The sequence below is a fragment of the Bacillus sp. JUb11 genome, assembly GCF_024807925.1.
GTDB classification, from domain to species: domain Bacteria; phylum Bacillota; class Bacilli; order Bacillales; family Bacillaceae; genus Bacillus; species Bacillus altitudinis.
The window spans coordinates 331,319-352,878 of record NZ_JANUEZ010000003.1; the positions used below are offsets into that span (position 1 = coordinate 331,319).

Below are 21,560 nucleotides of genomic sequence, written 5' to 3' on the forward strand. Positions count from 1 at the left end.
TCCTTATGTTTATTAATAAAAAAAAGATAGATAAATTACTAGATGATCATTTAGAGGAAAACAAGGGAGATTCTAAAAACACAATTAATAGTTCTTTTATAATTGTATTTTATTTTTCAATACTCTTATCAATCTGTACTTTCTTTTTTGATTATAGATTTTTTTTAATCACTTTGTTTGGTCCAACCATTTTAGTGACTTTTATATCTCCTCCCCTACAATTTAATAAAGGAATTTATAGAGGTTGCTCTGCATTATATTTATTACTATTAATTATAGTGACATTTTTCTGGATCAAGTAAATTATCAACTGTTAATAAAAAACGTCCGAAACAGACGTTTTTTATTTTACCATTTTAAGTGGATTTTTTTCTAAATTTTTTGACATGTTGAACACCGCGCCACGATTGGATTCACCATCCTTTTTTACCATTGTATAGGTATGAAAGCGGTTGCCTAATACTCATATTTTTGATACTCTTTTTTTCAATGCAAATGTGGGATTGCATTGGTAAAAAAACAAACAAATGTAAACGGTTTATTGTAGGGGGAGGGGCTTATGTTAACGTTTGTTGGATTGTTGATTATTTTAACGATTGTTGTTTTGCTGATTTGGGGGAAAGCAAGTCCAATTGTCGCCATGGTCATGGTGCCTTTAATAGGGGCGCTCATCGCGGGATTTGGTATCAATGACATTCAAACTTTCTTTGAACAAGGGATTATCAAAGTTTTGCCAGTGGCGACCATGTTCATCTTCGCCATTTTATTTTTTGGCATTTTACAAGATACAGGGTTCTTTGAACCTGTAATTAAAACGTTAATCAAGCTGACCAGAGGGAATGTTGTCACAGTTGCGATGGGAACTGCCTTGATTGGAGTCATCGCACACTTAGACGGAGCAGGCGCTACAACCTTTTTATTAACTGTACCTGCACTGCTTCCACTTTATAAAAAATTACATATGAGTCCTTACTTACTACTATTGTTAATCGGGACAAGTGCTGGATTAACCAATATGGTGCCTTGGGCCGGCCCCACAGGACGGGCAGCGAGTGTCCTTAATATGGACCCATCTGAACTGTGGGTACCGCTCATTCCAATTCAGTTGATCGGGGTTGTGCTCATATTAGGAATGGCATTCATTTTAGGAAAAAGAGAAGAAAAACGAATTCGGGTGAAAATCGCGGCAAATGAAATAGCTGCTGTCCAATTAGAAGGCGCCGATTGGGATCGTGCTATTCAATCGATCAGCGAAACAGGCGATGCGTCTTTAAAGCGTTATCACTTAATGTGGGTCAACCTCATTCTATTTTTAGCTGTTGTTGTCCTTCTCGTGCTGAACGTGATTCCTGCTAGTTATATGTTTATGATTGGTCTTTCACTAGCACTTTTGGTGAACTATCCGAATGTGAATGTACAAATGGAGAGAATTAAGGCGCATGCTCCAAGTGCACTAATGATGGCAGCTGTAATTTTCTCCGCAGGTTCTTTTTTAGGAATTCTTGAAGGAACGGGCATGCTGAAGGCGATTGCAGTAGACAGTATTCACATTTTGCCAGCTTTCTTACTGCCATTTTTACATATCATTGTGGGGATATTTGGGGTTCCGCTTGATATGCTGACAAGTACGGATGCCTATTATTATGCACTCTTGCCGATTGTCGAATCGATTACATCAGAGGTTGGTGTGTCAGGGACATCTGCGGCATACGCCATGATGATTGGAAATATCATCGGCACCTTTGTCAGCCCCCTTGCACCTGCTGTATGGCTTGCCATCGGTCTTGCAGGGGTCGATATGGGGAAACATATCCGCTACTCCTTCTTTTGGATGTGGGGGTTCAGTATCGTTTTACTCATCATCGCCAAACTGATTGGCATCATATAAAAAGAAAGACATGCGCAAACCAGCGCATGTCTTTTTCTTTTGAATTATGAAGGATATTCACTCGTGTGAATGTCTGTTTTCGGTTTTCTAATGAGTGACATCAATCCAACGATCAGCAACAAGATCATCGGAACGAAAGCAAGACCAACAGTTCCAATTAAAAGAGTCACAGCCGAAACCAAGAAAAGAATACCAGAAAGCACGGCACGGCGGTCTGTTTTCAAAACAATCACACCAACAAGGGCTAAGACAGCCGCAATTGCGGAAACAACCATAAACTGAACGCCAAAGGCATGAACCGATGCCTCAAGTGTTTCAACTGGCAAGGCGCTGCCTTCCTCTTTTAACACTTCATTCATTTCTTCATAAAATGCTGGGTCCACAGAAAGCATCAACGCCCCAAAACCAACACCAATTACGTTGAGGACAATACTGATAATCCCCATAATTTTTTCACCTTTACGCTTAATCATTGATAGAAACCTCCTAAAAAGTTAAATTAACCTGTTTTTACTTCTCGCTTTTGGAAGACGATTAAAGCAACCGCCAAGAAGATGGCCCAATAAATGACTAGGACCGTTAGTGAGAAACCTAGGGACATGCCTTCGATATAAGTAGGTGTTTCTGCGAAATACTGTACAGGATCGTTGGCAAACAATAAGTATTTCGCCCAATCAAAGAAGAACATCAAAATGCTTGTGATGGATGCTCCGACAACATAGGCTAATACACTAATCGCTATGGAAATGGCCTCACTTCTAAACACCGTTGAGATGGCAAAAGAAAGTGTCCCTAATACAACAAACATAGCACAATGCGCCAAATAATAAGAGACCATATTTGCAAACTGAGACCGTTCAATGACTTCACCATTTTGATAAGCCAAATACACATAATCATTGTTTAGTCCAAAGAATATCGCACCTAAGATAAAGGATAAGATAAATAGGACAGCGATCAGGAAAAGTGAATATAGTTGAACGGTAAAGTATTTAGACAAAAGAACCTTCAACCTGGATGGCGGACGAATCAGTAATAATTTAATTGTACCATGCTTATATTCAGCCGAGACAATTGTGGCTGCAATAATAATCACAAATACACCGACCAGCTGAAGCAAATTAGCATTTGTTTTCACATAAGTCCATGCATTTTTACCGAATTGATCGGCTGGAGGTAAATCATGTTTGATTCGATACTCATTGATCGCTATTTCGGTTTCAAGGGATCTCTTATAAAATCTTATATTATCCTCTTTCAATTCTTGCTTCTTTGCTTTATTGATTTCTTGTAACTCAGTTTTCCAATCACCGGATGCTTGATCTCCGTCATTTGTCTTAACAGCAAAAATCAACGTCGCAATCATACCTAAAACAAGAAGCCCAACCATAATCCAAGTACCCACACGATAACTGATTTTCATCCACTCGTTTTGAATGAGGCGAATCATACGTCTGCCTCCTTTTTACCTGTTAAGCTTAAGAACTTATCTTCTAAGGTTTGTTTTTCTATTTTGATTTCGTACAAATGAATAGAAGCCTCACTCAAATGACGAATCAATTGTGGCATTTTCTCTTCTAGGATGGAGAAGAATAAGTACTGCTCCTCTTCTCTAACTGTGATGCCTTCCTCAAATGCTTCAATGAGCTTTTGAGCTTCTTCAAGCTCACTTGATGCTACTTTCATTCGATAATTGACCAAATCATCCTGCTTCGTCTCTGCACGCTGATCCTCAATCGCAATCAGCTTTCCTTTTTGGATAATAGCAAAACGATCACACATCAATTCCATTTCTGACATGAGGTGACTTGAAACAATGACAGCAAGCCCTTCTTCCTTTGCCAGCCTTCTCAAGTAATCTCGTATCATACGAATTCCCTCTGGATCTAGTCCATTGGTCGGCTCATCTAAGATTAGCAGTTTCGGTTTATGTATCAATGCCTGAGCAATCCCCAAACGCTGCTTCATTCCTAATGAAAACGTACGGACACGCTTATGTTTCACATGCTGCAAACTAACTAGTTCTAGCAGTTCATCAATTCGACCTTCATCCACTTTTCCATTCATTCTGGCAAAATGAACAAGGTTTTGTCTTGCCGTTAAATGATTATACATTTCTGGATTTTCAATAATTGCACCGACATCTTGGATGGCATGCTGATATGAGGTTTGAATACTATGACCATTAATCAGAATGTCACCGGATGTAATGGGAGAAAGACCGACCATCATGCGAATGGTTGTCGTTTTTCCTGCGCCATTCGGCCCTAAGAAGCCAAAGACTTCGCCCGCTTGAACAGAGAAACTCAAGTCTTGAACAATCTTTTTCCCGCGAATATGCCTAGATACATTTTGCAGTTCTAAAACGTTCGTCACGTTACCTCTCCTTCTTTGTCTAAGTATCATCTATCATCTATTTCCTGATAAACACCATGATCCGTCAAAAATAGAAGAACACTTCCATATGGTACAGCAATGCCCAAAAGTTGTGAAGGGGATTAGGCAAAATTTAGAGAATCATCTGCCTTTTTTAAGGTAGAGTTAAGAAAAGAGTGAATTTTTATAAGAAAAGAGGCTTGATTTTTTTAAAAAAGAATGATTTTCAATAGGTACATATGTATGAAATGATGTTTAAGATTATACCTTTCACCTATAAATATCGAAATAAAAAAGAGGCTGATGATCGACAGCCTCTTTTCATATATTATACTTTCTTCACAAACTCCGATTTTAACTTCATCGCGCCAAAGCTAGGAATTTTACAATCAATATTATGATCACCTTCGACTAAACGAATCCCTTTGACCTTCGTTCCTATTTTTAAAACCGAAGAAGAACCTTTGACTTTTAAATCTTTGATCACAGTGACCGTGTCACCATCACTTAATAGATTTCCATTCGCATCTTTGACAACAAGCTGTTCCTCTTCCGCTTGTTCTTGTTCTAGCGACCATTCATGCGCACATTCTGGACAAATAAGCATGCTGCCATCCTCGTATGTATAAGTTGAACTGCACGATGGACAATTCGGTAGATTAGACATTTGTGTTTCCTCCAAAGAATAAAGTGGTCGGAAAGACACCTCACAGATATCCTTCCGATTTATTAATTAGACTTTAAATACATTAGATATATTTTTGAGTATTTTTTTATTTCTTGCCATTCTATTTCTTATTCTCTTTTGTATTTTCTCAAGATATTTCTTTTCTAACCTATGCAGAAATTTAATACTTTTTGAAGACCTTGCGACCGACATTTTCATATTTTTTGTCTCCAAATCAATCGGTTTCCCGATCAATTTGGGCATGACCTTTTTTAACGTAATCTCAGGCGCATATTCAACTTCCGGTTCATATAGTCTCACTGAATCCTTCAGAGGAGCAAATACATTCAAGATGTATGGATCTGTAGGGTGTACTCGGAAATAATCAACCGCATAATCATATAAACTTCTCTCAATATTGTCCTCATCTGTAAGCGGTAGAGCATAGAAATGGTTAATAAATTCTACAGTATAATCTTTAATGGCATCATGAAGTTTCTTTTCGTACCTTCTTGATTTGATCACCGGCTTAATTATACCATCTTTTTCAAAATAGCTCGTGATGCTTTGATATGGTATATTGGCAAATAATGACTCAACGAATATTAGTGATGTCATTTTAGAAGTGTAATTATAACGCACTGAAGTCCCTGTTGTTGGATAAATACTTCTTGCATAGTAAAATATTGTCTCTATTTCGCTTCCATATGCGTCATTTAGTAACCGATCTAAGCAATCTTGAGTGTAACCTCTTCCCCAATATTCTACAAATGCAAAACGCTCATTAAAATCTATTTCTTGTTTTAAATATTTGGTAATGATCTCTCTATCTTCTTTTGCTTTACTTAATAAATAGGCTTCGTATTTTAGAGAGTTTTTGGCTGTTGTTTTAATCGCTTCTTTTGTGTTCTTATCAATCTTATCAATAGATTTTAAATGACTTAATTCTGGGAAAATCTCATCGAATTTAGATTCATTCATTGATAGTGCATCTAGTACACTTGCGAAATCTGTCATTCCTTCAAAATTTCCAAACACAGAATAGAATTCTTCATCCACTTTATCGATAAAAGATGGAATCCTCCATGCCTTTCTTGAACCATAAATATATTTGGTCTTTATATCATATTTATTCGCCTCAATAATTGAATCCGCTATAAGCTTAAGATAATAACCATCTCTAGAAATAAAATAAAGCGTATCAATTCCTTTTCTCATTGCATGTTTAATTGCCCAATGAATATAGGGAACAAAATACAGACTTACATAGGAATAAGCATAATAACTAGTTTCATCTTTATTTGTCTCTCTAAATCTTGCAAATAAATTTGAAGTTAAATAAGAATCATAGGTTCTTGTTCTATTGACTAGCTGCTTTTCGTATGCATTAAATTTTGTCATTTTATGATGTATAGCTTCAATATTTAAAGACTTTGCTGCTTTAAAATCAGCCACTTGATTATCCCCATAATGTACCCACTTACTGTAATTATAGTTCATTTCCTCAAACACTCTTAAATAGAGTTTTCTTGTTGTTTTTTGATCTCCATAATCACTTGATAAAAATAAAGGTAATTCAGCAAGACGTTCATCTGCATTTTTTAGCATCTCGAGGATAACCGCTTTAGGTAAATACATATCACTAATAAGAACAACATCATTCCCTTGATTAATTAGATCTACAACGTATTGTACTCTATCTTTCATAGGTTCAATATTTTCTATTTCTGCCTTAAATTCTTCTGCTCTTAAAAATTCCACTTGTTGATCAGTTAAATGATATAGCTCCTGTAACCTCGACATAATATCATCGAAGAAGATTTCTAATCTATCATCTTCCCGAATAATTAAAGATTTCTTATAATAATCCCTTACATAAGATTCAGCTTGAGATCTAACACGTGGATAGTTTTCAACTAAATATGAAGGGAATTTAAGGCCACTGTATCTAGCAGCCTCTCCAACATAGAAAAATATCCCTACAGGCTCCAGAGTTTTTCTTTGAATGAGCGTATCAAAAAGATCAAAACTATATAAAGTAGGAAAGTCCCTCTTTTCAGGACTAAACTTTAGAGTTTTTTCAATAATTTCCTCAAAGGAATGATCATTTGTGTATTTCCAAAACAAATCATAAATTTCTTCTCTTCTATCTTCTTCATTATTATCTTCGTAAGAGCTCAGGTAATCCAATAACTCTCCAAAATTATTACTAATTTTTCCAAAAGTCATCTCTTTATAATCAAAAACGAAATCTCGCAAATTATTATACTCATCATAATCAAAGATATATCGTGTGAAATGTTTGACACCAGCTGCAAGCAAATCATAAAATATTGAAGAATAATCCATTATAGCGATATCAATTTTATTGAAGATCTCATAGATATCATTATCTTCATTCCAGAATAGTAAATGTGGACAATCTTTGTACTTTTCTTTCAGAAGATTATATTGATAATCATTATTTACCAAATAGTGCATTTTAAAGATCATTAGTATATTTTGTTCTTTTAGTGTTTCTACTAATTTTTCCATATCAGGAATTGCTCTTCCGAAAAATGCAGTAGTAGATCCATCCCTAAATGTAGGAGCATATAATGCAATTTTTGTATCTTCAGGTAGCCCTTTTTCTTTTAAAACATCATGATTATAAGAAGAGAATGGCTCTTTATAAGTTACAGCAGGATATCCTGCTCTAATTATTTTGTCATCATCTATGCCTACTTGTTCTTTAAAATGATTCTCCATTAAAGGGGAAGTGACTAGAAAGAGTTGGTTGTTCTTAAAGACAGAATTGTATTTAATATACTTTTTATATATTCTCTCTTTTAATTGGACTGAATTAACTTTTCTCTCTATAGATTTACATCCAACGCCATGCCATAGATTAAGTATGACAACTTCGTCTTTAAATAATACAGGTATATGTTCTTTTACTTGATGTACAACAAAAACCCCTGCCTGCTGTTTAATTTTATCTGCTTTTTTAGAAGAGTACAATTCTGCATTGTACCCTAAACTTCTAATTCTATTAATTACTTCTTCATCGTCACACATCCAATATGCAGTAATATCTGGACGATACTTATTCACATAAATGAATAACCATTTAGGATTTCCTACAAATGAATTAGTAGCATTAAAAATCCACAATTTTTTGTCCCTGATGTTCTTCAAATTTAAAAACTCCTTTTAATTATTTTTCACTTATATCAACTTACTACAAAGTAATCTCACAAAAATTATAAATTCATAAACATATATCAACAATGAGGGACTAATTTCCTCCAACTGACATCCTAAACATTATAATTCAAAATCTCAAAATTGAATAGTTGTTATAAATTGTTTTTGGGCCTATATCATAGTGATTTCAATCCGTTTTCAAAGGTTATTTCAGAACTTTCATAATAAAAAACTTGTAGATCTACATCTACAAGTTTTTTAAATCATCCGGCTTAATTGTATCGCAGCCGCAATATTCCTTGCTGTTCTCTCTACATGCACACTAGCATCATGCATGGCTTCAGCCAGAGTCGTGACGCCAGGGACAATACTAAAAAGTGCATCAATGCCATGATCATGTACGACTGCACTGTCTTTTGAGAGGGATCCAGCGATGCCAATGACAGGGAGTCCATATTGTTTCGCAGCTTTGGCTACACCGATTGGCGTTTTGCCGTAAATGGTCTGCTGATCAATCCGCCCTTCCCCTGTAATGACTAGGTCAGCGTCCTTTAGTACGTCAGCAAAATGTACGGCTTTCAGTACAATATTGATTCCCTTTTGCAGATCAGCCTGTAAAAAGCCTAATAAACTCGCACCAAGTCCTCCTGCCGCTCCTGCACCTGCCGCATCCCCAAAGGAGACATGAAGCTGCTGCTTAGCCACTTGTGCTAAATGAGATAAATTCTTGTCCAACAGTTGAACCATTTCTGTATCTGCTCCCTTTTGAGGACCGAACACAGCAGACGCTCCTCTTTCACCCGTTAAAGGATTATCCACATCACACGCCACTTCCAGACGGACTGATTGCAATCTTGGATCCAGTCGAGATAGATCAATAGTAGCTAATTGATTCAGTGATCCACCGCCCGGCGTGAGGTCTTGGCCTGCTTTATCGAGAAAAGAAGCACCTAAACCTTGCATCATGCCAACGCCACCATCATTTGTTGCGCTTCCGCCAAGCCCAATGATTAAATGCTTCGCTCCTTTATCCAGCGCTGCAAGCATTAATTCTCCTGTCCCTCTAGACGTCGTGAATAAGGGGTTCCGTTTTTCTGGCGGGACAAGATGTAATCCTGATGCTGCTGCCATCTCTATGACAGCTGTCTGCCCATCTCCCAACATACCAAAAAAGGCATCCACAGGTTTGCCAAGCGGGCCCGTGACCACTTGCTTGACAATGGTTCCGCCTGTCGCATCCACTAACGATTGAACTGTGCCTTCTCCTCCATCTGCCATTGGGATTTTCATATATTCTGCATCTGGCAAAATAGAGCGAAATCCTCGTTCAATGGCACATGCTGTCTCATAAGCAGATAAACTTTCTTTAAATGAATCTGGTGCGATCACAATCTTCATCCAAAAACCCCTCGTTTCTCATTAAGTCCTCAGCCGAACAGCTGGAAAATACCAAAGATAATGGTCGATACAACGGTTAATGTCAAACCAATTAACGATTCAAAGGGCATTAATTTCAACCGTTCTTTTATATCCATTTGAACACTTCCAGCCGTTGCATGGAAAAAGCTTCCGTGTGGCATATGGTCTAGCACAGTTGCGCCAGCGTGAATCATAGCTGCGCCTGAAAGGGCAGATACACCAAGACCAATAAGAGTTCCGCTAAATACACCACTTGCAACTGCCGTCCCTGCAGTTGTCGAAGCTGTGGCTGCTGACATAAAAATTCCAGACGTTGGTGCAAGCAAGTAAGGAGGTAATCCCGAAGCGTCAAGCGCCTGAATAAATACCTCTTTCATGGAAGAATTCGATACAATTCCAGCTAATGTACCTGTCCCTAGTAACATGATCGCTACACCTGACATTTTATGCAGCCCTGACATCGCATAATCATTGAGAAACTTCCCTTTTTTCATGAAAAGAGCGCCAACAATTCCTCCTATTGGTAAGGCAATCATTGGATCAATATTTATTTGAAACAACGGCCTCAAGGCTAACAAGAGAATGGTCACAAGCGGGCCTACAAGCGCTTGTAGAAAACCAGGTACTTGAACCTCGCCTTGGTCAGCTCCCTCTTCCAAAACAGGTGTCCCTTTATTCGCAAGCTTTTTGGCTAAAACATACGTGACGGCTATCCCGAAAATAGCCGGTATGACACCTGCCGCCATCAGGGAAGTAAGCGGGACACCAAAAGCATCAGAGGCTGCAATGGCATTCGGATTCGGTGACATGATATTCCCAGCCTTCCCTCCTCCAATCATCGCAAGTAAAATACCCGTTTTAGAAAGTTTTGCACGCTTGGCAATGGCAAGTGCGATTGGTGCTACTGTAATGACTGCTACATCTACAAAAACACCCACCGTTGTTAAAATCATTGTTGCAAGTGCGAGTGCTAAAAGTGCCCTCGCCTCTCCAAGCTTTTTCACGATGGCCTCCGCAATAGATAACGCAGCACCCGACTCAATTAAAACACCTGCCAGTACACCTGCCGCCATGATTCGGAGAACAGCCGGAATCATGTCCTTTGCGCCTTCCATCATGACGTTCACGGTCTGCACAACATCTACACCGCCAACCAAACCGCCAATAAATGCGCCTGCCAGCATGCCATAAGCAGGTGATACTTTTCTTAAAATAAGAACAATAGCGATCACAAGCGCAGTCAATGCGCCCAATGTACTTACTGTCACATCTCCACCCATACTCCATCCCTCCTGATTGTCTTTTCTTAATTGTAAGCGTTTACCCATTGGGATCGAGTTGTGAATCCAGATGAACTTCTTTTATTTATTTCTTCATCCAGTTGTGCAAATGCACAATTAAGACAGTTGATTGTCCAATTGTGCTATGTACAGCTCCATCAACTGTTTCACATGACGAGGATCTTTTCCGGTCAATGCCTGGATTTTATCTAAACGATATCGCAGTGTATTACGGTGAATAAATAGACGATCAACGATTCTTTGTAAATCCCCGCCCTCTTCAATGTAAACCTTTAACGTTTGAACGAGTTCCGTTTCTTGTATCAGCGGATGATAAAAATCACTCCACCGTTTGCCCTCTTTGGCGGCTCTCGCTTTTATAAACAAGCTTTCAAGCTGATAAGATTCAAAAACATATATGCTTTCCTCTGGATGGAGCACCTTTCCTAACCGCAGGGCTTCTCTCGCATGCTGAAAGGACAACGGTAATTGACTCATGTCCTCAGCGACAGTTCCTACACCCACTAGCACTTGTCCATCAACTGCACCTGCCATTGTTTGTTGCAGCTGTTCGATCACATGCTTGAATTGATGGTCACATATCGGCTGTCTTAACAGGATCAATTCATGACGGAAGGTCATGCCTAGTAAATCATCCGCATTCTTATCGTATTGAATGGCATGCATCATTTTATGTACAGTGTCCTCAGACGATGGAATCGGCTGAAAAACAATAGCCATTCGCCGCTTGTCTAAATCCATTCCAAGCCAGTCAGCACGGTGCTTCAGCTGATGATCACCCATGTCAGATTCGGAGATGAGCTGATTCACAATTTCACTCTCTATTCGCTGCCGCCACTGGAAGCGTTCAAGCAGAAAAGATTGCTCTAAAACGAGCTCAGCTGCCATTTTCACCAGCTCAGCATGATGACGAATGCCCTCTGGCTCACCCGTAATCCCAATGACACCAACAACTTGTTCCCGAAAGCAAATAGGCAGATTGATTCCATGTCTCACGCCTTTTAAGCGGCGGGATGTCTCCTGATCAATCTCCACACTATCTCCGCTTGACAGCACTAGACGTGCTCCATCATGTTTTTGTCCAATCCTTTTTCGTTCACCAGACCCAATAATGACACCATCTGCATTCATGACATTGATGTTTTGATGTAAAATATGCATCGTACGTTCAACCATCTCTTGCGCCAATTCACTGGTTAAAAATTGCATTCAGCATCTCTCCTGAAGGGGTTTTCATTCAATGTATCATAGTGTCATTGCACAATAAATGCAAAGCTAAAAAAAACAGCCATTGACAAAGATACGCCAAAAAGTGTTTAATCGAATCAAGGGACCGACCGACAGTCTAGTCAAAAGAAAGGATGGCTTTATGAGAACCGTTAAACATCCTGAGGAACGCAAAAATGACATCTTAAATGCAGCAGAGAAGCTTTTTTCAACCAAAGGCTATCAGCAAACCACAATTATTGACATCCTCAAAGCCGTTGGCATTGCAAAAGGCACATTCTATTATTACTTTACTTCCAAAGAAGAAGTGATGGATGCAATCATTGACCGGATCATAAAAGCAGATATCATCGAGGCAAAGCGTATTGCCGCTGATCCAGATATCTCAGTGGTTGATAAATTATTTCGCATCATCATGGCACAATCTCCTAAACAGGGCAGCCATAAAGAAGGCATGATCGAACAATTTCATCAGCCTGCTAATGCAGAGATGCATCAAAAAAGCTTGATCAAAGCCATTACAGAGCTATCACCCGTTTTAGCAGAAGTCATTCAGCAAGGGGTAGAAGAAGGGATATTTCAAACGGATTACCCGCAAGAAACTGTCGAATTTCTCCTCGCTTCTGCACAGGTTATCTTTGATGAGGGACTTTTCCAATGGACCACAGCGGAAAGCATACAACGAGCTCTAGCATTTATCGCAATCCTTGAAGCCTCATTACATGCAGAAAAGGGGAGTTTCTCCTTCCTTCTCCAACGTTTAACTGGAGAACCGGAAGACAATAATCAGTGATTGGTCACTTCAATACCAATCCTGCATACATTATAGACTGACGGTCGGTCTAAAAGGAGAGTGATTTTCATGTCGTTATCAGCCAAAAATGGTTCCACCCACTTTATCTACCTCGTGCTCGGGCAAATTATTTCCGTTTTCGGGTCTTCCTTGATTCGTTTTGTTCTATCTTTACACGTCTTGGATATGACACATCGTGTTGATTTATATGCTCTGCTTTTCGCTTTATCCAATATCCCGCTCCTCCTTTCGCCATTAGCTGGAGCAATTGCTGACCGGTTTAACAGAAGAAATTTGATGATTTTATTTGATGTTCTTACTGGCATTATGATTCTGTCTTTTTATTTCTGGTTATTTTCAGGTCATGATTCACTTTATATGATTGGAGCCGTCATGATTCTCCTTGGTGTCATGAGTACGTTTTATGCTCCTGCTGTGATGTCCAGTATTCCTCAGCTAGTGAAAGAAGACAAATTAGAACAAGCGAATGGCATCGTGAATGGCGTGCAGGCCCTTTCAGGTGTTGTCGCTCCTATCATTGGTGGCGTTTTATACGGACTCATTGGGAGCCAGGTCATCATAGGCGCTAGCAGCATTGTATTTTTTCTATCAGCATGCATGCTTTTACGGTTAAATATCTCTTTCTCACCTAGCCCACTCGCAGAACCGATGACCAAAGTACTCTTGAAAGATATGAAACAAGGCTTTTCCTATATCGGAAGCCAGTCATTTTTAAAAAGAGCCATGCTGCTTGCAGCGCTGCTAAATTTCATCCTCACACCATTTTTTATCGTTGGAGGTCCCATTATTTTAAGAGTCACAATGAAAAGCAGTGACATCATGTATGGAATAGGAATGGGCATCATTGAGTTTGCCGTCATCGCAGGTGCCCTGCTAGTTGGGCTTGTAGCGAAACATTGGCGTATTCCTACTTTGTATCGCTGGCTGCTCGTCATCGCAGTCATTTTGCTGCCTGTTGCATTTTCAACATCCAAGGTGGCTCTTCAATTTGGTACATTTCCAGCCTATTTTCTCTTTTTAGCAGGGTGTCTCCCAATTGCTATGCTGCTCACCATGATTTCGATCGTTGTTATCTCACATGTGCAAAAGAAAACACCCAATGCTCAATTAGGAAAAGTCATGGCCAATCTAACAATGGTCTCTCAATGTGCTGCACCGCTCGGGCAAATGATGTACGGGTTCTTGTTCAACACTTTTTCCGCCAGCATGTATGTGACCGTGTTAATCGTGAGTGCCTTGATGTTTGCACTTGCCTTCCTTACAAAAAATATGCTTCGACATGAAGGAGAATCAGCCTCATGAGATTGACGTTTATCAAGAAAGACCTAACCCGCCACCGTCTCATTTCAATCGGCTTAACCCTTTGCATCATGATGACATCATTTTTAGCAACAAGCGCTGCGCAAATGACGGTCCAGCTGAATGGTTCCATTTCTGATCTACTCCAATCAGCCAAAGCACCAGACTTTGTCCAAATGCACGATGGCAGCTTAGATGAAAAAGCGGTCGATATATTTTCAAGTAAACAGTCGATGGTGAAGGCACATCAAATTGTTCCAATGATTCCGATCGAACACGTCAGCATCAAGTTCGGGCAGGAGCCTGCTCAAGCGGGTGTGATGGATCATTTATTTGTAAAGCAAAATCGCTATTTTGATTTCCTTTTAAACGAACGAAATGAAAAGCTCACTGTAAATAAAGGAGAAGTAGCAGTCCCTATTTATTTTCAACAAAAATACCATTTAAAGATTGGCGAAAGGTTACTCATTTCAAAAGGCTCTCATCAATTCTCTTTTCAAATCAAAACGTTCTTACGAGATGCCCAAATGAATCCAAGTCTTGTCAGTTCAAAGAGGTTTCTTCTGCATGATGCGGACTGGGTAGCACTGAATCAAGTGTTTCAAAAAAAGGAGTACTTAATTGAATTTTTATTGCATGATGCTAGTCAAGCAGATGCTTTTCAATCACTCTATCAATCATCTGAGCTGCCACAACAGGGGCCTGCTGTCACATTACCCCTGCTTCGCATGCTGAATGCCCTAACAGATGGTATGGTGATCGCCATTCTCCTTCTTGTTTGCTTTCTGCTCATTAGCATTTCCCTCCTCTCTCTTCGTCTCGCTATGACCGCCGCTATAGAAGAGGATGAACGTGAAATTGGAATCTTAAAAGTACTAGGAATCCCTTTATCAAAAATCAAACAATTATACGTTGGGAAGTATGCTGTGCTTGCCTGTATAGGGTGTATAGCAGGATATTTGATGACACTCATGTTTGGTGATTTGTTTACAGCCAATATTCAGCAATATATGGGGAATCGCTTCTCTTTTATTCATCAGGTGATTCCGCTTTTGGTGTCAATTTTGACGGCAATGATCGTCATCTCATTCAGCTATACTGTCCTAAGGAGATTTGGTCAAATATCAGCCGCTCAAGCTATTCAAGGCGGCATAAGCTCACCAAGCCGTAAAAAACAAATTCCTATGTACCTCCAGAAAAACAGATTCCTCCCAGTCAATTTTTGGTTTGGATTGAAAGATCTGTTCTCGCGAATAAAGATGTATTCAACAATTACCTGTATTATTGCGCTTTGTACATTTTTAATGTTAATGCCGATTCAGTTATGGTACACATTACAATCACCCGATTTCGTCACATATCTTGGCTCAGGAAAAAGTGACCTTCGAATTGATATTCGGCAGGGAAATCATTTAGAGAAAAGTACAAATAAAATAGAGTCTATGATTAGCGTAGACCAAGACATTCAAACATCTGCCGTCTATGAAACAACTTCTCTACAAGCCAAAACAATGGAGAATACATTAGAAACGCTCTATTTAGAAACAGGTGATCTATCAGCATTCCCTCTCACCTATTTACAAGGACGGGAACCGTTGAAGGAGGAAGAGATTGCTTTATCGGTGTTGAGTGCTGACTCACTTCAGAAAAAGATAGGCGAAAAAGTCACTCTCGCCACAAATGGACAGCAAGTTCAAAAAATGGTTACCGGCATTTATCAAGACGTCACCAACGGAGGGAAAACAGCTAAAGCATTATCTCAGCCTTTTCCTCATTCATCCCTTTGGAAAACCATTCAAATACAATTAAAACAAGGAATAGATATGGCAGAGAAAAAAGCAGCACTTGAAACAAATATGTCTCCTGCAAAAGTGACAGATATGAAAGAATATGTGCATCAAACAATAGGAAGCACCGCATCTCTAGTAAAAGTGATTGCATTATTTTCAACCATCGCAGCTTTTGGAACAGCCAGCCTAATGTTAATGATGTTTCTGCACATGTTAAGGGCGAAAGATTTAAATCGTACTCACTTGTTAAGAACGATTGGTTTTTCTCAAAAAGATTTAACCTATCAATACTTAACAAGTTTTATCGTCGTTCTCTCTATTGGCGCCTTCATTGGAGCAATCACTGTTCATACTATTGGTCCGGCGTTGATGAGTGCAGGCGGAGCATCATTAGGAGCATCCAGCCTTCAGTGGTTAGCCCCGAAATGGGTTTGGATCGTGTATCCTCTCCTGATGTTTATGGTGAATTTAACTGTCATCTCGTGGTTATTGAAGTCCTTTTTTTCTAGTAAAATCAGTCGTCATACTCTTTCATAAGGAGATGTTTCACATGGAACAATTAATTGAAGCGAAGCAATTGTCTTTACAAATTGATTCATTAAAAGGACAAAAACAGACCATTCTTAGAAATATTCACTTAACCATTAAACGTGGAGAATTTGTCACCATTATGGGACCTTCAGGGTGTGGAAAAACCTCTTTGCTTTATCAACTTAGCGGTATAGAGACATCCTCCAGAGGGGAAATCAAATATAACGGTCAACTGCTATCAGAAATGACAGACAAACAGTTAACAGCTTTGCGCTTATCAGAGATGGGATTCGTCTTTCAACACAGCCACTTACTAAAAAACCTCAATCTATTTGATAACATCATTGCTGCAGCTTACTTAGCGAAGAAAATGCCGAGAAAAGAAATCAATGAACGAGCGAAATATTTAATGGAGAAACTTGATATTGATCATTTAGCTGATAGATATTTATCAGAAGTATCAGGAGGACAGCTCCAAAGAGCCTCTATCTGTCGAGCTCTTATGAATGAACCAAACATTCTTTTTGCCGATGAGCCCACAGGTGCTCTTAATTCAAGCACCACAAAGGAAGTCATGGATATTTTTTCACAAATCAATTCTGAAGGAACAACTCTGCTACTCGTCACCCATGATCCAAAAGTGGCCCTTTGCTCTGAAAGAATTTTGTTTATGAATGACGGTGAAATTTCAGCCCATTTAAATTTAGGAAAATACGATCGCTTTACCGCTGAGAAACGAGAGGCCTTGTTAAACAAGTGGTTACAAAACTTAGGGTTTTAATTGGTGTCAAACAGGCAGAAATCTGCCTGTTTTATTTTTTCTTACACTCAAAGGAGTAATCCATAGTCAAACTATTTGTTTCTAGTATGATTTTGCCGTCTTCTTGTTGACAAGATTCTGTCAGCAACTCAATTTCTTTGCTATAAAAGTATCTCTTTGAGATATAAAGAGTGACTAAAACAAGTAAAAGCGTCGTCATCACAATTGTCATTTGCCAGTTTAACATTTGAAATCTTTTTTTCATTTCAACATCCTTTCTGAAAGGTCAACACTTGTCTCGGATATTCGCCTTTCTCAGTAACTACCAGTTTCTTTTCCAAAATCATCTAGCAACATCATAACTGATTTTCCCTTCTAGATCGACCTTTCATTGTTCTTCTCTCATAGCTAAAAAAGCTTTATTTCATATATTCGGATGGTATTTTCGACCATAAACTTAAAACTAATAGTATCTATAACGTTTTTAGACTTCCAAAAAAAGATTTTACTCATTTGAATAAACAATCAATCATCAATACAATAACGTACATCTCATGACATAAGGTCCTTTTTATTACCTCCTGTCAATCACCTCCCAGAAACGATTATATTTTACCAAAAATTGTGATATCGTTTTTTATTGAAACAGGCGAAAGGATGTTAAAGAGGTGAAATTTCCATGAAAATCATTTCAGCTGAACAGGTGGGGAACCGTTTAAATGATTGGCGAATTGCCATTCGTAAGCATGATGTGCACAATGCAAAGACAATCTACACAGAATTAAAGGAATTACTTCAAGAGATGGAAGAGAATCAGGAGGTCTTGACCTACTATTCATTGCTAGAAGGCAAGTTTAAGCTCATGTTATATGAACGAAGAGGTAAAAAACTGAATGAACCGACAGTGCTAGAATACCCTTCTAAAACAAACGACTTAATTGAATATTATTTTTACCTATATAAAGCCCTTTACGCTTCATATAACAGAGACTATGCATCAGCCATCGGACTGTTTAAAATTGCTGAGAAAAAACTACAAAACATTCCTGATGAAATAGAAGTAGCAGAATTCCATACGAAGGTCGCAAACCTATATATGCTGCTTCGCCAAAGCCTGATTTCACTTCATTATATTCAGAATGCTATCGATATTTTCAAAGGTCATGATGGCTATGAAAGAAGACTGGCAGCAGCTTTTGTGATCGCAGCCACCAACTTCATGGATATTGGCGATTTCAAAAGAGCTGAGAATTACTACACAAAAGCATTACACATCTCAAATCAATTAAACGATCATTTTCTAGCATCACAGCTTTATCACAATATCAGTATTCTATATGCCGAAGCTGGAGAATCAAAAAAATGTATTGATGCCCTAGAAAAGGCTCTTAGTGATGATGACTACCTTTCATCTTGTTATTTCGAACACTCCATGTTTATGTTACTAAAAGAGCTACTCTCCATTGATGAAAAGTCGCAAGCTCTCTATTATTTTGAATTAGTCAAACAAAAACAAGAAATAGACAGAAACCCCATCTATACAGCAAAAATGAATTTTCTCTACCACCTATATTTCACTGAAGACATATCCAAAAAAGCTCAAACCTGTTTCGATGACATCAGTATTCTGAAAGAATTAAAGGATGTTGAAGGTGCCCGTGAATTAAGTGCACTAGCTGCCAAACACTTTGAAGAGCTGGGTTCAATTCACCAAGCATACCTCTTTTTGAAGGATGCCTATCAATTGGAACACACTACACTTAATTGGAGGAATTATGATGAAAAAAGTGAGTTTACTCATTTTCGCTTTAGCCATCGTTGTTTTCGGACAAACGGTGTCTTACAATTCGTTAAATGATACAAATCTTGGCCCAACAGAACGACCTATCGGAACATAAAACGATACAATACAAATAACCACTTGCCTCATTACAAGGCAAGTGGTCCACATTTATTTTAGTTCTTGATAAGAAATGAGGCGGTGAATATGTACCGCCAGATACGTAAGTTCGTCATTTGGAATAACAATACTATGCACCTGTTTAATATAATCTTTTATTTTGAAAGCTACATCCATCGCTTGAGGATACAAGTGTGCAATTTGTTCAAACAACTCATTTTCTTGATCTGATAATAATTTATTTGCGTAAAATCTTTCAACAAAGAATTTCACATGTGTAATAAATCGGCTGTAATGAATATTCTCTTGATCCATTTTCATATTCAACGTATAGCGGACGAGATTCACAATACTTCCGATCATCTTGGCATACTTCATGCCATCTTTAGAATCGGACTCTTCACCTAACGCATTAATTAAATGGAAGGCGATATTGGCCGCTTCTTCCTTTGGTAATTGTATGCCCAATGTATTGTTGACTAACTCAAGCGCATAATTACCTACTTCAAATTCTTCGGTATAGTAGTTTTTGATTTCCCAGTATACTCGATTTGTAATATTAATATTCTTCTTGTGCCGTTCTACTGCAAAATTCAAGTGGTCCATCAAGGTAAAATAGACACCAGAATTCAGACTTGAGTTTAAGCGTTTTTCAGCATATTGAACAATATGCTGAGTTAAATCGATAAACTCTTGTGGCATTGAATCTAATAGTTGGAGAAATTCCTTCGCTCTCATGTTATCGACAGACATAAACACTTGATCTGCCTTCTTTTCTTCAATCATTTGACCTGGTTTTTGTCCATAACCAATCCCCCGGCCGAATAGAACCATCTCCTGTTGGTTCTGATCTTCAGCCAGAACCACACTCGAGTTTAAAACTTTTTTGATTTTAAACATCGTCATCACCTGTCTTCATGATTGTGGTTTTTCAATCAAGCGATTCACCATTTGTTTCAATGACCTTTTTGTACCAATAAAATGAGTCTTTACGAGAACGTTTTAATGTACCGTTTCCATCGTCATCTTGATCTACATGAATGAACCCGTATCGTTTTGACATCTGTGATGTACCTGCACTTATAATATCAATTGAGCCCCAGCTCGTATATCCGAAGAGGTCAACGCCTTCTTCCACCGCTTCTCTCATTTGGCGGAAATGCTCTTTGAAATAGTTAATACGATAATCATCGTGAATTGATCCATCACTTTCAACAACATCTTTTGCACCCATGCCGTTTTCTACAATGATCAGTGGTTTTTGATAACGATCATATAATTCTATTAAAGAAATTTTCAGACCAACCGGATCAATTTGCCATCCCCAATCAGTAGATGGAAGGTAAGGATTTTTGACCCCACGGATGGTATTTCCATCCGTTTTTTCTAATCCTTCATCAGCTGATTCAGTTAAAGACATATAGTAGCTGAACGAGATAAAATCTACTGTATTTTCTTTTAAAATAGAAAGATCATCTGATTCCATTTGGATATGAATGTTTTTTCTCTCAAGCATGCGCTTGATAAGCGGCGGGTATTCACCAAATACCTGAACATCTGCATAGAAATAGTTTTCTAAGTTTTGTTTCAATGCCCGCTCCACATCATTCGGATGACAAGTGTGCGGATACGTTGTTAATTTTGTCAGCATACACCCTACTTGACTGCCTGGTATGATGCGATGACAATCTGCTGTTACGAGTGCAGAGGCAATGAATTGATGATGGAGTGCTTGATAAACCGTCTCTTCCTCTTTCCCTTCTGGGCAGCGATCAGGAATAATTCCTGCTGTAATAAAAGAGTGGCGGTGAATACTATCTATTTCATTAAAGGTAAGCCAATATTTCACATCATGTTTATAGCGTTCAAAACATACATTGGCGAACTTAACAAAGAGATCAACGACTTTTCTTTCAACCCAGCCATTATATTTCACGCTCAGTGCTAACGGCATTTCATAATGTGACAGCGTCACAATCGGTTCTATGTTGTGTTTTTTCATTTCTGCAAATAAACGATCGTAAAATTGGAGTCCTTTTTCATTTGGTTCTTTCTCTTCTCCAGTTGGGAAGATACGGCTCCATGCAATAGAAATGCGAAGAGTTTTAAAACCCATTTCAGCAAATAGAGCCAAATCCTCTTTATAGTGGTGATAGAAATCAACACCTCTGCGTTTTGGGTACTTTTTATCATCTGGGTCTTTCATCGCTCGATCTATATTTTCAGAAGTAACAGCTAGATGCCCTTCATAATCTTCTACACTCAAATTAGACCGGTACATCGCAATATCAGCAACAGATGGGCCCTTTCCATCTACATTCCAAGCGCCTTCTGCTTGGTTGGCGGCAATGGCGCCGCCCCATAAAAATCCTTTTGGAAAACCTTTTATTGTCGTCATATGT

At 38.6% G+C, this 21,560-nt stretch carries 17 protein-coding genes; 7 read left to right on the plus strand and 10 right to left on the minus strand.

Annotated features, from left to right (window positions below):
- Positions 1-5 precede the first annotated feature (5 nt).
- Both M2369_RS07720 and M2369_RS07725 read left to right on the plus strand, forming a co-directional pair.
- Complete coding sequence (locus M2369_RS07720; protein ID WP_041508030.1) at positions 6-302, plus strand: hypothetical protein; 297 nt, start codon at positions 6-8, stop codon at positions 300-302.
- 257 nt (positions 303-559) lie between these two features.
- Positions 560-1,888 carry a CitMHS family transporter gene (locus M2369_RS07725; RefSeq protein WP_061420725.1) on the plus strand — a complete coding sequence of 443 codons (1,329 nt, stop codon included), beginning with the start codon at positions 560-562 and terminating at the stop codon, positions 1,886-1,888.
- Between the two features lie 44 nt (positions 1,889-1,932).
- Here the strand turns inward: M2369_RS07725 and M2369_RS07730 are convergent, their stop codons facing one another.
- The 8 genes from M2369_RS07730 to M2369_RS07765 form a co-directional block, all read right to left on the minus strand.
- A complete protein-coding gene (locus M2369_RS07730; RefSeq protein ID WP_047946709.1) occupies positions 1,933-2,361 on the minus strand; it encodes a DUF4064 domain-containing protein in 429 nt (142 codons plus the stop codon).
- 26 nt (positions 2,362-2,387) lie between these two features.
- Positions 2,388-3,338, minus strand: a complete 951-nt coding sequence (locus M2369_RS07735) for an ABC transporter permease subunit (RefSeq protein ID WP_061420727.1) — start codon at positions 3,336-3,338, stop codon at positions 2,388-2,390.
- Positions 3,335-4,264 carry an ABC transporter ATP-binding protein gene (locus M2369_RS07740; RefSeq protein WP_008347360.1) on the minus strand — a complete coding sequence of 310 codons (930 nt, stop codon included), beginning with the start codon at positions 4,262-4,264 and terminating at the stop codon, positions 3,335-3,337. Before M2369_RS07740 ends, M2369_RS07735 begins: the two co-directional genes overlap by 4 nt.
- 328 nt (positions 4,265-4,592) lie before the next feature.
- The gene (locus M2369_RS07745) at positions 4,593-4,931 is read right to left on the minus strand and encodes a zinc ribbon domain-containing protein YjdM (RefSeq protein WP_024720449.1); all 339 of its coding nucleotides are present in this window, start codon (positions 4,929-4,931) and stop codon (positions 4,593-4,595) included.
- Between the two features lie 66 nt (positions 4,932-4,997).
- Positions 4,998-8,108 carry a CDP-glycerol glycerophosphotransferase family protein gene (locus tag M2369_RS07750; protein WP_259253930.1) on the minus strand — a complete coding sequence of 1,037 codons (3,111 nt, stop codon included), beginning with the start codon at positions 8,106-8,108 and terminating at the stop codon, positions 4,998-5,000.
- A gap of 267 nt (positions 8,109-8,375) precedes the next feature.
- Entirely contained in the window at positions 8,376-9,515 is a 1,140-nt protein-coding gene (locus M2369_RS07755; protein ID WP_259253931.1) for a glycerate kinase, read from the minus strand.
- A 29-nt stretch (positions 9,516-9,544) separates the two neighbouring features.
- A complete protein-coding gene (locus tag M2369_RS07760) occupies positions 9,545-10,816 on the minus strand; it encodes a GntP family permease (RefSeq protein ID WP_098680419.1) in 1,272 nt (423 codons plus the stop codon).
- Between the two features lie 117 nt (positions 10,817-10,933).
- Positions 10,934-12,046 carry a CdaR family transcriptional regulator gene (locus M2369_RS07765; protein ID WP_259253932.1) on the minus strand — a complete coding sequence of 371 codons (1,113 nt, stop codon included), beginning with the start codon at positions 12,044-12,046 and terminating at the stop codon, positions 10,934-10,936.
- A gap of 160 nt (positions 12,047-12,206) precedes the next feature.
- On the opposite strand from M2369_RS07765, the gene M2369_RS07770 reads away from it, so the two are divergent.
- The 5 genes from M2369_RS07770 to M2369_RS07790 all read left to right on the plus strand — a co-directional run bounded on the left by M2369_RS07770 (position 12,207) and on the right by M2369_RS07790 (position 19,116).
- Positions 12,207-12,857 carry a TetR/AcrR family transcriptional regulator gene (locus tag M2369_RS07770; protein WP_008347371.1) on the plus strand — a complete coding sequence of 217 codons (651 nt, stop codon included), beginning with the start codon at positions 12,207-12,209 and terminating at the stop codon, positions 12,855-12,857.
- Between the two features lie 69 nt (positions 12,858-12,926).
- A complete protein-coding gene (locus tag M2369_RS07775) occupies positions 12,927-14,180 on the plus strand; it encodes an MFS transporter (RefSeq protein ID WP_259253933.1) in 1,254 nt (417 codons plus the stop codon).
- On the plus strand, positions 14,177-16,504 hold the full coding sequence (locus M2369_RS07780; RefSeq protein ID WP_259253934.1) for an FtsX-like permease family protein: 2,328 nt from the start codon (positions 14,177-14,179) through the stop codon (positions 16,502-16,504). The genes M2369_RS07775 and M2369_RS07780 overlap by 4 nt, the downstream gene beginning before the upstream one ends.
- A gap of 13 nt (positions 16,505-16,517) precedes the next feature.
- The gene (locus tag M2369_RS07785) at positions 16,518-17,279 is read left to right on the plus strand and encodes an ABC transporter ATP-binding protein (RefSeq protein WP_024720456.1); all 762 of its coding nucleotides are present in this window, start codon (positions 16,518-16,520) and stop codon (positions 17,277-17,279) included.
- A 658-nt stretch (positions 17,280-17,937) separates the two neighbouring features.
- Positions 17,938-19,116: a response regulator aspartate phosphatase gene (locus M2369_RS07790; protein ID WP_041508040.1), complete on the plus strand. Its 1,179-nt coding sequence runs from the start codon at positions 17,938-17,940 to the stop codon at positions 19,114-19,116.
- A gap of 93 nt (positions 19,117-19,209) precedes the next feature.
- On the opposite strand, the gene M2369_RS07795 is transcribed toward M2369_RS07790, so the two are convergent.
- Complete coding sequence (locus M2369_RS07795; protein WP_008347382.1) at positions 19,210-20,058, minus strand: PRD domain-containing protein; 849 nt, start codon at positions 20,056-20,058, stop codon at positions 19,210-19,212.
- A 31-nt stretch (positions 20,059-20,089) separates the two neighbouring features.
- Positions 20,090-21,556: a glycoside hydrolase family 1 protein gene (locus M2369_RS07800; RefSeq protein ID WP_025208280.1), complete on the minus strand. Its 1,467-nt coding sequence runs from the start codon at positions 21,554-21,556 to the stop codon at positions 20,090-20,092.
- Between the last annotated feature and the right edge of the window lie 4 nt (positions 21,557-21,560).

Bases quoted from the DNA above. Each gene is read 5' to 3' on its own strand.
- M2369_RS07720 (WP_041508030.1), top strand. From the start codon at position 6: ATGTTTATTAATAAAAAAAAGATAGATAAATTACTAGATGATCATTTA.
- M2369_RS07725 (WP_061420725.1), top strand. From the start codon at position 560: ATGTTAACGTTTGTTGGATTGTTGATTATTTTAACGATTGTTGTTTTG.
- M2369_RS07730 (WP_047946709.1), bottom strand. From the start codon at position 2,361: ATGATTAAGCGTAAAGGTGAAAAAATTATGGGGATTATCAGTATTGTC.
- M2369_RS07735 (WP_061420727.1), bottom strand. From the start codon at position 3,338: ATGATTCGCCTCATTCAAAACGAGTGGATGAAAATCAGTTATCGTGTG.
- M2369_RS07745 (WP_024720449.1), bottom strand. From the start codon at position 4,931: ATGTCTAATCTACCGAATTGTCCATCGTGCAGTTCAACTTATACATAC.
- M2369_RS07755 (WP_259253931.1), bottom strand. From the start codon at position 9,515: ATGAAGATTGTGATCGCACCAGATTCATTTAAAGAAAGTTTATCTGCT.
- M2369_RS07760 (WP_098680419.1), bottom strand. From the start codon at position 10,816: ATGGGTGGAGATGTGACAGTAAGTACATTGGGCGCATTGACTGCGCTT.
- M2369_RS07765 (WP_259253932.1), bottom strand. From the start codon at position 12,046: ATGCAATTTTTAACCAGTGAATTGGCGCAAGAGATGGTTGAACGTACG.
- M2369_RS07770 (WP_008347371.1), top strand. From the start codon at position 12,207: ATGAGAACCGTTAAACATCCTGAGGAACGCAAAAATGACATCTTAAAT.
- M2369_RS07775 (WP_259253933.1), top strand. From the start codon at position 12,927: ATGTCGTTATCAGCCAAAAATGGTTCCACCCACTTTATCTACCTCGTG.
- M2369_RS07780 (WP_259253934.1), top strand. From the start codon at position 14,177: ATGAGATTGACGTTTATCAAGAAAGACCTAACCCGCCACCGTCTCATT.
- M2369_RS07785 (WP_024720456.1), top strand. From the start codon at position 16,518: ATGGAACAATTAATTGAAGCGAAGCAATTGTCTTTACAAATTGATTCA.
- M2369_RS07790 (WP_041508040.1), top strand. From the start codon at position 17,938: ATGAAAATCATTTCAGCTGAACAGGTGGGGAACCGTTTAAATGATTGG.
- M2369_RS07795 (WP_008347382.1), bottom strand. From the start codon at position 20,058: ATGTTTAAAATCAAAAAAGTTTTAAACTCGAGTGTGGTTCTGGCTGAA.
- M2369_RS07800 (WP_025208280.1), bottom strand. From the start codon at position 21,556: ATGACGACAATAAAAGGTTTTCCAAAAGGATTTTTATGGGGCGGCGCC.